General features: G+C 40.8%; 14 protein-coding genes. 11 read left to right on the top strand and 3 right to left on the bottom strand.

Annotated elements, in window-relative coordinates; genetic code table 11:
• Window positions 1–2 precede the first annotated feature (2 nt).
• Complete coding sequence (locus GJU41_RS01925; protein ID WP_154317911.1) at window positions 3–809, bottom strand: undecaprenyl-diphosphate phosphatase; 807 nt, start codon at window positions 807–809, stop codon at window positions 3–5.
• A 146-nt stretch (window positions 810–955) separates the two neighbouring features.
• Between GJU41_RS01925 and GJU41_RS01930 the strand changes: the two genes are divergently transcribed.
• On the top strand, window positions 956–1,135 hold the full coding sequence (locus GJU41_RS01930) for a YjzC family protein (RefSeq protein WP_070879204.1): 180 nt from the start codon (window positions 956–958) through the stop codon (window positions 1,133–1,135).
• A 70-nt stretch (window positions 1,136–1,205) separates the two neighbouring features.
• Here the strand turns inward: GJU41_RS01930 and GJU41_RS01935 are convergent, their stop codons facing one another.
• Window positions 1,206–1,391, bottom strand: a complete 186-nt coding sequence (locus tag GJU41_RS01935) for a YjzD family protein (protein ID WP_070879203.1) — start codon at window positions 1,389–1,391, stop codon at window positions 1,206–1,208.
• Between the two features lie 203 nt (window positions 1,392–1,594).
• Between GJU41_RS01935 and GJU41_RS01940 the strand changes: the two genes are divergently transcribed.
• The 4 genes from GJU41_RS01940 (at window position 1,595) to GJU41_RS01955 (ending at window position 4,541) form a co-directional block, all read left to right on the top strand.
• The gene (locus tag GJU41_RS01940) at window positions 1,595–2,326 is read left to right on the top strand and encodes a hypothetical protein (RefSeq protein WP_154318297.1); all 732 of its coding nucleotides are present in this window, start codon (window positions 1,595–1,597) and stop codon (window positions 2,324–2,326) included.
• 89 nt (window positions 2,327–2,415) lie between these two features.
• The gene (locus GJU41_RS01945; protein ID WP_170292694.1) at window positions 2,416–3,270 is read left to right on the top strand and encodes an NAD-dependent epimerase/dehydratase family protein; all 855 of its coding nucleotides are present in this window, start codon (window positions 2,416–2,418) and stop codon (window positions 3,268–3,270) included.
• 120 nt (window positions 3,271–3,390) lie between these two features.
• Window positions 3,391–4,341 carry a BMP family ABC transporter substrate-binding protein gene (locus tag GJU41_RS01950; RefSeq protein ID WP_154317913.1) on the top strand — a complete coding sequence of 317 codons (951 nt, stop codon included), beginning with the start codon at window positions 3,391–3,393 and terminating at the stop codon, window positions 4,339–4,341.
• 14 nt (window positions 4,342–4,355) lie between these two features.
• Complete coding sequence (locus tag GJU41_RS01955; RefSeq protein ID WP_070879200.1) at window positions 4,356–4,541, top strand: ComZ family protein; 186 nt, start codon at window positions 4,356–4,358, stop codon at window positions 4,539–4,541.
• 377 nt (window positions 4,542–4,918) lie between these two features.
• On the opposite strand, the gene GJU41_RS01960 is transcribed toward GJU41_RS01955, so the two are convergent.
• Complete coding sequence (locus tag GJU41_RS01960; protein ID WP_083328365.1) at window positions 4,919–5,185, bottom strand: hypothetical protein; 267 nt, start codon at window positions 5,183–5,185, stop codon at window positions 4,919–4,921.
• Window positions 5,186–5,342: 157 nt separating this feature from the next.
• On the opposite strand from GJU41_RS01960, the gene GJU41_RS01965 reads away from it, so the two are divergent.
• The 6 genes from GJU41_RS01965 (at window position 5,343) to GJU41_RS01990 (ending at window position 12,439) form a co-directional block, all read left to right on the top strand.
• Window positions 5,343–6,275, top strand: coding sequence for a beta-ketoacyl-ACP synthase III (locus GJU41_RS01965; protein ID WP_070879199.1), 933 nt, complete (start codon window positions 5,343–5,345; stop codon window positions 6,273–6,275).
• Between the two features lie 37 nt (window positions 6,276–6,312).
• Window positions 6,313–7,554 (top strand): beta-ketoacyl-ACP synthase II, encoded by a 1,242-nt coding sequence (gene fabF / locus GJU41_RS01970; RefSeq protein ID WP_154317915.1) that lies wholly within the window; start codon window positions 6,313–6,315, stop codon window positions 7,552–7,554.
• Window positions 7,555–7,679: 125 nt separating this feature from the next.
• Window positions 7,680–8,465, top strand: coding sequence for a DUF2268 domain-containing putative Zn-dependent protease (locus GJU41_RS01975; RefSeq protein ID WP_154317916.1), 786 nt, complete (start codon window positions 7,680–7,682; stop codon window positions 8,463–8,465).
• A 212-nt stretch (window positions 8,466–8,677) separates the two neighbouring features.
• Window positions 8,678–9,664: an ABC transporter ATP-binding protein gene (locus GJU41_RS01980; protein ID WP_070879196.1), complete on the top strand. Its 987-nt coding sequence runs from the start codon at window positions 8,678–8,680 to the stop codon at window positions 9,662–9,664.
• Entirely contained in the window at window positions 9,661–10,677 is a 1,017-nt protein-coding gene (locus GJU41_RS01985) for an ABC transporter ATP-binding protein (protein WP_070879195.1), read from the top strand. Before GJU41_RS01980 ends, GJU41_RS01985 begins: the two co-directional genes overlap by 4 nt.
• Before the next feature lie 106 nt (window positions 10,678–10,783).
• On the top strand, window positions 10,784–12,439 hold the full coding sequence (locus tag GJU41_RS01990) for a peptide-binding protein (RefSeq protein ID WP_170292695.1): 1,656 nt from the start codon (window positions 10,784–10,786) through the stop codon (window positions 12,437–12,439).
• Window positions 12,440–12,465: the final 26 nt, after the last annotated feature.

Here is a 12,465-nt window from a genome sequence, read left to right on the forward strand (position 1 = left end):
TTCTAAGCGAAAAATAAAACAAGCGGTCCGATAATGAAGCAATAAAAAGCAAAGTACTTCAAATTCCCTTTTTCCATAATGCCCATAAACCATTTTAGTGAGAAGTAAGACATGATCAAGGAACCGATAAACCCTGCTGTATAAGGCAATAAAAGCTCGCTGAAATATTCATCAGAAATCAGATCGCTTATACCGAGAACCATTCCTCCTGCACTGACTGGAATAAATAAAAGGAAAGAAAATCTCAAAGCTGTTTCCTGCTTTGTTCCAAGTGCCATTGCAGCAACGATCGTAGCTCCTGAACGGCTGATGCCGGGAATTAAGGCAACTGCTTGGGCAAAGCCAATAATTAGCGCATCCTTTACCGTTAAATCTCCATCTTTTTTGCTGCCGCGAAGATTGCGGATAAGGTACAGCGCAATACCTGTTACGATCAGGGACCCTGCGGCAAGCTGAACATTTTTGCTTGAAAGAACATCTTTAAATAAGATTCCAAGCACAGCTGCGGGGATCGTCGCAATGAGTAAATAAACAATAAACATAAAGTCTTTTTTGGCTGAGGGGTCCTTTTTAACTGCATAATTCGCTCCGTTAACAGCTAAGCGAATTAAATCCTCACGGTAAATCAAAAGTACGGCAATCAGAGAGGCCGCATTCACAAGGAGTTCAAAGCTTAATCCCTCAATCTTGACACCCAAAAAGTGCTGGGCGAATACAAGATGTCCGCTTGAGGAAACAGGGATTGGCTCTGTAAACCCCTGAAATAAACCGAGCAGAAAATATTTTAAAATTAAATAAACTTCGTCCATCTTTTTCCTCCGATCCTTCTGAGGTCATTACCATTAAACTATAGAGAAGAAAACGTGTAAAGGATAAATTTCTATTCAGCTTTACATGTATTTCAAAAAGATTTGCCATACTACATAATGAAGGAACTTTAAGGAGGGATCTTATTTTGGGGCAGCAGCATCGCTTTAAATCAGGTCAAAAAGCACCTAATAATGGCATCTACGTAGAAGTTGGGGAAACAGGCTCAATGGTCAAAAATCCTCAAAAAATAAAGCTTCAGGCAGGAGATCATTTCCCTGAAACGTCTAATGATGACCGCCACTGGACGTATCAAAGAAAACCATAATCGTGAAACCCGAAAAAAAACCCTACTATTTATAGTAGGGTTTTTTGTGTGCAGAGTCGAAAATTAGGTATTAATGATGTCCCTCTGCAGATCGGTCAGGTACAACTTCCCCGAGGATCAGGATGAGAACGGTTGCAACAACAGCAAGAATAGAAGCAGTAACAAAGTTATATGCAACACCTGTCATTGAAGAAACGACGTAAGCCATCATTTGCATTAATAAAAACGTCCAAAAAAATGTCCAAAAATAGCGCAATCTGTTCACCTCATTCTTCAAACAATTCTATGTCCATATTATCATACATAGATTGTGGAATAAAAGCTTTATTTACACTGAAAGTTGACTATTTCATGAACGTTCATTGCTGAATAATTAGGCGAATATCCATTCGCTTTCACATGAACGAACATATCTTATATAAAGTGCTCTAAGTACGAAAGAAAGGTGGTGGGCAAATGATGGGAATTACAAAGCGATTATTTCAGCTGGAATCAGAATGGAACATCATCCATTATCCTTATAAACCAAATGGATTCGGTGTCTTTATCTTTGGTGACAAAACACATTTCGTCGATGGGGAAACGAGCTTTTGGCAGCAGCACTACGGAAGAAACCTGCTGCTTTCAATTTTGCTTGACGCAGGTTATACCGTTTTCACTTCTAACCTTTACGGTGCAAACTGGGGAAGTCCGAAAGCACTGAGTCTTGCACAGAAGATTTATCATATAATCATGAAAAAAGAAATCCTGAATGAGCGGGTTCATATTCTTTGTGAAGGGATGGGGGCGCTGATAGCCAAAGAATTTATGAAGCTTTCTAATGAAAAAATCCGTTCTGTCGCAATGTTTAATCCATGCCTGAACCTTCAAGCCCACCTTGAAAAAGAAAGAGAAAACATGTTTTTTTATAAAAGGCTGATAAAAGAAATTGCGCATGCATATGAAATGGATTCAAAGAAAGTAAAAGACCACCTTTTTCAAACAAGTTTTGACAGCACCAGCATTCCTGTTCATATATGGCAAAGAATGAACAGCATCACATATCCTTATCAGGATCACAGTAAAATCTATGAAGACTTCAGAAGCAAAGAAGGCTCCCCTATCGACTTAACCTTTCATCTGGCAGACAACCAATACAGGCTGAATCATTCTGTAGTGAAATTCTTCAAAGAAAATGAAAAAAATTTATAAGCGGAATCGTCCTGATGGTACCCGGGACGATTCTTTTGTGCTCAAATGCTGCATACCATACTATAACGCTTCCTAAAAGGAGGAGAAGGATGATGAAAAAAGCATTGATCGCAGGCTTTGGGCAATTTGTCGGTTTTGCTCTATGCAGCCGCCTGCTTGAGGATGGCATCGGGGTTGACGGATATATGAATACCTATAAAGATGATCAGGAACAAAAAATTGCCGATGAAAAAATGATGCTGATTGGCAGAAACGCTTTGTTTGAAAAAATTTCTTCAATCACAGACGCTAAAGAAAATGATGTGATTTTTTATTGCATTCAAGATCCAACTGATAAGCAGAATAGACACGATTCAACTTTATTAAGGGATTGTGCAGATCTTTCTATAAAACAAAAAATTCCATTTATTCTCATATCATCTGCTGAAGTTTTCAGTGAAGCTCAAGACAAGATTGAAAAGGATACGGTTCCCCATCCTTCAACAGAAAACGGCAAGGCCCATCTGCAGCAGGAGTCAGAAATACGCGAGCTCTTTGGCGGATCGGAGCTGTATAAGATTGTCAGATTCCCCGGTCTTTTTGGACCGTGGCAGCCGCAAACAAGCTTCATTCATCAATGGATTATTTCAGACTTGACGGGAAAAAAATCGGATGTTGAAGCAAAAGAAGAAAAAAGAGATATTCTTTTTATTGATGATGCAGTCAGCACTCTATTGGAAATTGCAGAGGCACATCCTTATAAAGAATCTATTGTTCATCTCTCGTCTATGAAAGAAGGACAGTGGAGCAAAATCTCTCAATTATTTTCGGAAAAGTCAGATCGTAATCTTTCTTATAAGTTATCGAAGGATATCATCTGTCCGGTTGAAACCAGTGTTTCTTTAGAAAGAGGCATACAGATTCAAACAGAATGGATCAAGCAAAACCTGTATATATACCAATAATTTCAGATAAAATTCAAGTTTTAATCGTTATTGGGAAATATATCCTTGTGCGATGAATTGGTTACAGTCTAAAATATAGGAGGAATCATGACATGCACAAGCTAAAAGGAGTTGCTTGGAATGCTGAAGAAAAGTATTCTTTTCGCCATGTGCCTTTTTTTTCTGACAGGATGCGGACAACCCAGGCAGAATGAACTTGAAAAAGTGGGTTTGCTTGTCCCGGATACAATCAGTGATCAAGTATGGGGCACAAAGGGATACAAAGGATTATTGAAAATACAATCACGGTACGGTGTTGATGTTTTTTATAAAGAAGGCATGAATAATCAGGAAGTAGTCAGAGAAGCAGTAAAAGAGTTTTCGGGAAAAGGCGTCAATCTGATTTTCGGTCACGGCAGTGAATATGAAATGTTCTTTGAAGAATTGAATGAAGAATATGAAGATATCCATTTTGTTTTTTTTAATGGCGAGGCAGATGGGGACAATATGACGAGCCTTAACTTTGATTCGAATGCCATGGGTTTTTTCGGGGGAATGATTGCCGGTGAAATGACAAGGACAAATAAAGTCGGGATAGTGGCAGCATATGAATGGCAGCCTGAAATTGACGGCTTTTATGAAGGTGCGAACTATCAGAATCCTGATGTCGAAGTTGATATTCAGTATGTGCAAAGCTGGAATGATGTAAAAACCGCCCTTAATTATACAGATGAAATGATTGCAGAAGGCATAGATGTTGTATATCCTGCAGGCGATGGGTATAATGTACCTGTCATTGAACGCATAAAAGAAAATGGTCTGTACGCAATTGGTTATGTTTCCGACCAGTCAGATCTTGGCGAAACAACTGTCCTCACAAGCACCATTCAGCATGTGGACCGTTTATATGAACTTGTTGCCGAAAAATATTCAGATGGTGATCTGAAAAGCGGAAATCTGTATTTTGATTTTCAGGACGATGTCATTGAACTCGGCAAATACAGTCCGAGTGTGGACAAAGCCTTTCAAAACAAAATACAGGAACATATTGAAACATACAGGCAGACAGATAAGCTGCCTAATCAAATATGAAAAGGGGAATACATATGAGCCATGAACCGAAAACGTTAGAATTTATGCAAATCGCCATGAAATATCTTCCAGAAGCAAAAGCAAAGCTTGATGAAGCAGGCATAGAAATTACGGCTGATCATCTTCAGCCTATGATGGAGCTGCTCACAAAAGTAATGAATGATGCTTATGAATTAGGAAAAAATGAAGCAGGTAAATAAACCTGAAAAGTCCACAGTTTACATGAAACTGTGGATTTTTTATTTAGGCTGTTTTACATGATAAAAGTTGTCCGTTCCTTGCAGCGAGAGGAACTTGCTTTCCGCGGGGAGCATGTAAGCCTCCTCGGCTTTGCAAGTGGGGTCTTCCATTTTGCTCTATTTCCCGCAGGAGTCAAGTTTATCCGCTACAATCCACTTAGTGTTTTTAACATTTAGTCTGGCAGCAACAATATTTACGAAAAGAGCCTTTATTTATGACAACTCCCGTAACTTTCCAGATTAAAGGAGTCATACACGTACATTATTCTCTTCCATGGAATTCTCCAAATCTTGGTCACTTCTCATAAACAAAAAATTCTATCTCATCGAACTTCAGCCTATTTTAACTTTTGTTTGAAATAGTCCAAAATTGGAGAAAACTCTTTTACTACTGGCTTTAATTCTTTTAAAGAGTCCATAATATTATCAATCTGCATGAAAAGCTGAAAAAAATCTGTCTCTGACTGAGGTTCCTGCTCATCTGGAGCGGGGGTTCTTTCTGCTTCCTTCTGCTCTATGCTACGCTCTCTTTTATCTCCAAACATGAAGGATGAGAAGAAATCTCCGGACTCTTCATATTGTCTTTTTTCGCTCAACATAAACACCTCGCTTATCCTTCTTTATTAGTACTGTATGTTTTCTTTTATAACTTGTACGGGGCATTTGCACAGATTTTTGATTGAAATTTTAAAAAAGATAGGATAAAATTAGTACCAGGTAATAATAATTGATTCTAAATATAGGATAAAAGGAGCTGCGTATATGAGTGCAGGGATAATTGGAATCGGACGGTATAATCCAGATCGTGTTGTAACAAATGCGGATTTGGAGAAAATAATGGATACGTCAGATGAGTGGATACGCACACGGACTGGGATTGAAGAGCGAAGACTTGCAGACGATGAAACAGATACTTCTGATATGGCCTATTATGCCGCCCAAAAAGCGATTGAGAATGCAGGCCTGACTGCTGAAGATATAGATATGATTTTGGTGGCTACTGTCACGCCTGATCAGCCTTTCCCATCAGTAGCGTGTATGCTTCAGGAGAAACTGGGTGCAAAGAAAGTGGCTGCCATGGATTTGAGTGCTGCATGCGCGGGCTTCATGTACGGATTGATTACAGCTCAGCAATTTATTGAAACAGGCGCCTATAAAAATGTTCTTGTTGTAGGTGTAGAAAAACTTTCAAAAATTACAGACTGGGATGACCGGAATACAGCTGTTCTTTTTGGAGATGGAGCTGGTGCGGCAGTTGTCAGTTCAGTTACAACTGGAAAAGGATTCCTTGCGTTTGAACTTGGATCGGACGGTTCTGGCGGAAAGCACCTATATCAGGACGAAAAGCTTATAATGAATGGCCGCGAAGTCTTTAAATTTGCAGTCAGACAAATGGGTGAATCGAGCGTAAATGTGATTGAGAAGGCAGGACTTAAAAAGGAAGATGTGGATTACTTGATTCCGCATCAGGCAAACATCCGGATCATGGAAGCCGCCAGAGAACGTTTAGAGCTGCCGGTGGAAAAAATGTCAAAAACGGTTCACAAGTATGGCAATACTTCTGCGGCATCGATTCCGATTTCGCTTGTTGAAGAACTGGAAGCAGGAACGATAAAAGACGGAGATGTCCTTGTAATGGTTGGTTTTGGCGGAGGTTTAACCTGGGGAGCCATTGCCATGAGATGGGGCAGATAATAAATATTACAGCTAGTGAAAGGTATGGTGTTTTTATATGAGCAAGAGGCGAGTTGTCATTACGGGTATGGGAGCAATTACTCCAATAGGAAATGATGTTGCATCAACATGGGAAAGCGCAGTAACTGGAAAGTCCGGCGTTGGTCCGCTTACACGCATTGATTCAAATGATTATCCGGCTAAGGTAGCTGCTGAAATAAAAGATTTTGATGTTGAGACATACATGGATAAGAAGGAAGCAAGAAAAATGGACCGCTTTACTCAGTATGCGGTTGCTGCATCTTTTATGGCAGTTCGCGATGCGAACCTTGAAATTACAGATGAAATCGCTCCCCGCACAGGTGTGTGGATCGGTTCTGGAATCGGTGGAATGGAAACGTTTGAAAATCAGTTCGAAACACTTCTTACAAAAGGCGCAAGACGTGTAAGCCCATTTTTCGTCCCTATGATGATTCCTGATATGGCAGCAGGCCAGGTTTCCATCGCTTTGGGCGCGAAAGGCTTTAATTCCTGTACAGTGACAGCATGTGCAACCGGCACAAACTCCATTGGGGATGCTTTTAAAGTCATTGAGCGGGGCGATGCAGATGTCATGATTTCCGGAGGAACAGAGGCGCCGATTACAAGGATGGCATTTGCAGGCTTCTGTGCAAGCAAAGCTCTGTCTACGAATCCGGATCCTGCTACAGCAAGCAGACCATTCGATGCAAATCGAGATGGATTTGTTATGGGAGAAGGAGCAGGCATTTTAGTCCTTGAAGAACTTGAGCATGCGCTAGCCCGAGGTGCAGAAATTTATGCAGAAATCGTTGGCTACGGCGCAACAGGCGATGCCCATCACATTACAGCTCCCGCACCAGGCGGCGAAGGCGGTGTCCGTGCGATGAGAATGGCGATGGAAAACGGCGGACTGTCACCTGAGGACGTTGATTATGTGAATGCACACGGAACAAGCACTTCCTACAACGACAAGTTTGAGACGCTTGCCATCAAGGAAGTATTTGGAGAGCATGCTTATAAACTTGCTGTTTCATCTACGAAATCAATGACTGGCCATTTGCTCGGTGCTGCAGGCGGAGTTGAAGCGATACTTTCGATTCTTGCAATCAAAGAAGGCATCATCCCTCCAACCATTAATTACAGCGAAAAAGATCCTGAGTGCGATCTGGACTATGTTCCGAATGAAGCGAGAAAAGCCGAAGTGAATGTGGCACTCAGCAATTCGCTCGGATTTGGCGGACACAACGCAACAATTATCTTTAAAAAATACGAGCAGTAAAACGGAAAAGTCAGCTTAGCTGGCTTTTTTTAGTTTTAAGTATTTTGCGCTTTTCTTAGTTGATGAATCCTTTCACTTCCTCAAACACACCTTCATAAGATACGGCAGGAGGGAGTGAAGATTCCATGACTGTCATTAAAACAAATGAGTGGCTTGAACACTCTGCAGATCATATAAAAATTTGCGAGCGTCTGAAACCTTACTTTCATAAAAGCAATCCAGAGGAAATCAGCAAATATCTTCATTCATTCGGGATGTTCAAAGGAGAACAGACTGGTGAGAGCCTGTATAAGGATTTAAAGAAGAACAGCGTTTGGGAATTTGTAAAAAAGGATGAAGCTGCATTGAAAAAAGAATGGGGCGGACCGGACGTGCCGATTTTTATTTTGCCTGCAGATGCAGGGAACCGGAAAATGAGAAATGAATATGGCGGAAAATCAGGTCTTGCCTTTCACGATAAACTTTTCTTGTTTTTATCGGATAACAGCAAAAAAGAGATTCAGACCATTCTTACACATGAGTATCATCATGTTTGCAGACTTGCAAAAGATCCAAAAAAAGAAAAAGACTACACGCTGATTGACGCTGTAATTCTTGAAGGACTCGCCGAGAATGCCGTGCGTGAGCGAATGGGCGTGGAATTTACGGGTTCATGGACGAAATATTATTCAAAAGAGCAGCTGACTCAATTCTATCAGACAATCATTGAGCCTAATCAGAGTATAAAAAGAGACTCGCGCAAGTTCTCTCAACTGATGTTTGGAACCGGCTTTTATCCCAAAATGCTTGGCTATGCAGCGGGTTATCATATTGTGCAATGTTACATGGAGATGACAAAAGCTAATATTAAAGAGTTATTCTCTGTTTCTTCAGAAGAAATAGTGAAAAAGTCATCGATTAAACCCAAATAAGGGTTTTTTTATTGGTATTTTTTCCTAGTAATGATTGTATTTTTAATATTAAGTTACATTATTTTAAAAATTAGCTTGATTTTGTAAAACTTTTGTAATACTATACAAATATATATTTTCTGACTATTCTATTTATAAAGAAAGTTAAGATGATTTACAAAATTAAGTATTTCAAGCGGTTTATCTTTTACATCATAGGGCGGTGAAGGGTATTGTCAGTACTGTTGGAAGTAAAAAATCTAAAAACCTATTTCTACAAAAAGAAGCAGGCTGTTCCGGCTGTGGACGGTGTTGACTTAAAGATACATAAAGGCGAGACGGTTGCACTAGTAGGAGAATCTGGTTCAGGTAAAAGTATCACTTCTTTATCGATTATGGGGCTTGTTCCTAGCCCGGGCGGCAAAATTGTTGATGGAGAGATCTTATTAAACGGCAAAGATTTGGTGAAGTTACCTGAAAAAGATTTGTGTAAAGTCCGCGGAAACGACATATCGATGATCTTTCAGGAGCCGATGACATCTTTAAATCCGGTGCTTACAATCGGAGATCAGATTACAGAAGTGCTGATGTATCATCAAAAGCTTCCAAAAAATCAAGCTGTAAAAAAAGCAATTGAATTACTTAGATTAGTAGGTTTCTCGCGTGCTGATGAAATCATCAATGACTATCCCCATAGATTATCAGGCGGTATGCGCCAGCGTGTCATGATTGCCATCGCCATGAGCTGCAATCCGAAACTGCTGATAGCAGATGAGCCTACAACAGCACTGGATGTAACAATTCAGGCACAAATTCTTGATTTGATGAAGGATGTCAGTCAAAAATTTGACACTAGCATTCTATTAATCACTCATGATCTTGGTGTTGTATCTGAAATTGCAGAGCGGGTTGTTGTTATGTACTGCGGTCAGGTGGTAGAAGAAGCTTCTGTGGATGACTTGTTCAATGAGCCGCTTCATCCATATACACAAGGATTAATGGAGTCTATTCCTTCGATTGATGGAGACATAGAAAAGCTTAATTCAATTCCCGGGAACGTTCCGACTCCCGATAATCTCCCGGCAGGCTGCAGGTTTGCACCGAGATGCCCGAAAGCATTTGACAAATGTTTCAGTTCACTTCCCGCGCTCACGGAAAAATCAGCTCATCGCTCTGTCCGCTGCTTTTTATACGATGATGAGGAGGCCGCTGTTCAATGAAAGTAGTAGACGCAGAAGTAAAATCACCGCTGCTGAAACAGGATGAAACGATCCTTCAGCTGATAGATGTCCAGAAGCACTTTCCGATCAAATCAGGTTTTCTGCAGCGGACTGCCGGACATGTAAAAGCAGTAGACGGCATTAATTTAACCGTAAAAAAAGGTGAAACCATCGGTATAGTAGGAGAATCAGGCTGCGGAAAGTCTACAGCTGGGCGAACCATTATCCGCTTATATGAACCGACCGGCGGCAAGATTATTTTTGACGGGCAGGATATCTCACATTTACCCGAAAGTGAACTCCGCAAAACCGTCCGGAAAAATATTCAGATGGTGTTTCAGGATCCATTTGCATCGCTGAATCCCCGGAAAACACTCGGTTCTATTATTAAAGAACCAATGGATACACATGGTTTATATAGAGGAAGAGAGCGGACAGAACGAGTCGAAGAGCTCCTTGAAAAAGTAGGATTAAACGCCTCTTTCATTAACCGCTACCCGCACGAGTTTTCCGGAGGACAGCGGCAGAGAATTGGAATAGCCAGAGCGATCGCACTTAATCCGCAAATGGTTATTGCTGATGAAGCGGTTTCTGCGCTGGATGTTTCGATTCAGGCTCAAATCATTAACCTGCTTGAAGATCTTCAGGACGAGTTTAACTTAACTTATATGTTCATCTCGCATGATTTAAGTGTAGTCCGCCATATAAGCGACCGCGTGGGCGTTATGTACCTTGGGAAAATGATGGAGCTTGCTGATAAGCACAGTCTCTACGCAGAGCCGCTTCATCCTTATACTCAAGCTCTTTTATCCGCTGTGCCTGTCCCAAGAAAAGCAGGCCAGGCAAGAAGAGAGCGCATTGTATTAAAAGGAGAGCTGCCAAGTCCGGCCAATCCGCCTCAGGGCTGTGTTTTCCATACTAGATGCCCTGCTGCGACAAGCGCTTGCCGCGAAGCTGTGCCCCAATTTAAAGAAGTAAAGAAAAATCATTTTGTTGCCTGCCATCTATACTGATGGCAGGATCAGCATATATTCAAGACCTTGAAGGGAGGAGATGGACCAACAATAATATGCATGTTAAGAAAACTAAAAATTCAAATTTTTAAGGGGGAAATGCGAAGTGAAACAACGTAAAAGTTTATTAACATTACTTAGCTTATTGTTAGTTTTCTCTTTGTTCTTAGCTGCTTGTAACAGCGGCGCAGGCGAAAAAACACCTGCTTCAGGTTCTGGCGGGAAAGATGAAAAACCGGCTGAATATGCAGGCGAACCGCAAATGGGCGGAGATTTAGTTGTTGGAACGATTGGCGGACCAACATTATTCAACCCAATGTATTCAACAGATGCTTCAAGCTCAGATATCGAAGGTTTCATTTTTGACGGTCTTGTAAGTTCTGACACAGAGTTCAACCCGACTTTACACTTGGCAGAAGATATCCAAACGTCTGAAGACGGATTAACGTACACAGTTAAAATTAAAGAAGGCGTTAAATTCCACGATGGTGAAGAATTAAATGCTGATGACGTAGTATTTACATACGGCATCCCTAAGAGCCCTGACTATGTTGGTGAGCGCGGTTCTTCTTTTGAATCTTTAGAGTCTGTAACGAAAAAAGGCGACTATGAAGTAGAATTCAAGCTTTCTAAGAAAGATGCTTCTTTCTACCCTGTAGCTCTTAGCTACGGAATCCTTCCTGAGCACATCCTTGGCAAAGTTCCAGTTGGTGAGCTTGGCGAGAACGAATTCAACACAAAATCTCCAATCGGTTCTGGTCCTTTCAAATTTGTTGAGTGGAAAGATGGAGAGTATGTAAAAGTTGAGAAAAACCCTGATTATTTCTTGGGCGAGCCATACTTAGATTCAATCACTTACAAAATCGTTCCTGATCAGGATGCATTATTAGCACAGCTTCAAGCTGGCGATGTTGATTTTACTGAAGTTCCAGGAACTGACATCGAAACTGTAAAAAGCACGTTCAGCGGCGTGAAAGTGGAATCTGGCCTTGGTCTTTCTTACACTTACATCGGCTGGAACCAAAAGAACGACCTATTTAAAGACGTGAAAGTACGTCAAGCTTTAACAATGGCACTTGACAGAGAATCAATGGTTTCTTCTGTAATGAACGGCGACGGAGAAGTTGCACACGTACCTGAAAGCCCGCTTTCTTTCGCTTACAGCGACGATGTAACAAAGTTCTCTTATGACGCAGAAAAAGCTAAATCTCTATTAAAAGAAGCTGGCTGGGAAGATACTGACGGCGACAAAATCTTAGACAAAGACGGCAAAAAATTCTCATTCTCTTTAAAAACGAACCAAGGCAATAAAATCCGTGAAGACATCGCTGTAGTTGTTCAGCAGCAATTAAAAGAAATCGGCATCGAAGTAAAGCCTGAGATCATTGAATTCTCTGCTTTCATCGAGCAAGTTTCTGCACCAAACTGGGATTTTGATGCAATGATCTTAGGATGGAGCTTGTCTACATTCCCTGATCAATATGACATTTTCCACTCAAGCCAAATTGCTGAAGGCTTAAACATGATTGATTATAAAAACGAAGAAGCAGATAAGTTAATGGAAGAAGCGAAACAAATTCTTGATCAAGATGAGTATGCTGCAAAACACGCTGACATCTACAAAATTATTACTGAAGATCAGCCATACACATTCTTGTACTACCCTAACGTTCACCGCGTAATGCCTGAGAACTTACAAGGCTATGAGTTCAACGCTAAGAGCGAATTCTACAACATCCACAAATGGTGGTTAAAACAGTAATCATTCATTGATTGCTGCAACACTTC

This window comes from Metabacillus idriensis (assembly GCF_009674765.1).
Classification (GTDB): Bacteria; Bacillota; Bacilli; order Bacillales; family Bacillaceae; genus Bacillus_P; species Bacillus_P idriensis.

Bases quoted from the DNA above. Each gene is read 5' to 3' on its own strand.
- GJU41_RS01945 (WP_170292694.1), top strand. From the start codon at position 2,416: ATGATGAAAAAAGCATTGATCGCAGGCTTTGGGCAATTTGTCGGTTTT.
- GJU41_RS01950 (WP_154317913.1), top strand. From the start codon at position 3,391: ATGCTGAAGAAAAGTATTCTTTTCGCCATGTGCCTTTTTTTTCTGACA.
- GJU41_RS01985 (WP_070879195.1), top strand. From the start codon at position 9,661: ATGAAAGTAGTAGACGCAGAAGTAAAATCACCGCTGCTGAAACAGGAT.
- GJU41_RS01925 (WP_154317911.1), bottom strand. From the start codon at position 809: ATGGACGAAGTTTATTTAATTTTAAAATATTTTCTGCTCGGTTTATTT.
- GJU41_RS01955 (WP_070879200.1), top strand. From the start codon at position 4,356: ATGAGCCATGAACCGAAAACGTTAGAATTTATGCAAATCGCCATGAAA.
- GJU41_RS01975 (WP_154317916.1), top strand. From the start codon at position 7,680: ATGACTGTCATTAAAACAAATGAGTGGCTTGAACACTCTGCAGATCAT.
- fabF (WP_154317915.1), top strand. From the start codon at position 6,313: ATGAGCAAGAGGCGAGTTGTCATTACGGGTATGGGAGCAATTACTCCA.
- GJU41_RS01940 (WP_154318297.1), top strand. From the start codon at position 1,595: ATGGGAATTACAAAGCGATTATTTCAGCTGGAATCAGAATGGAACATC.
- GJU41_RS01965 (WP_070879199.1), top strand. From the start codon at position 5,343: ATGAGTGCAGGGATAATTGGAATCGGACGGTATAATCCAGATCGTGTT.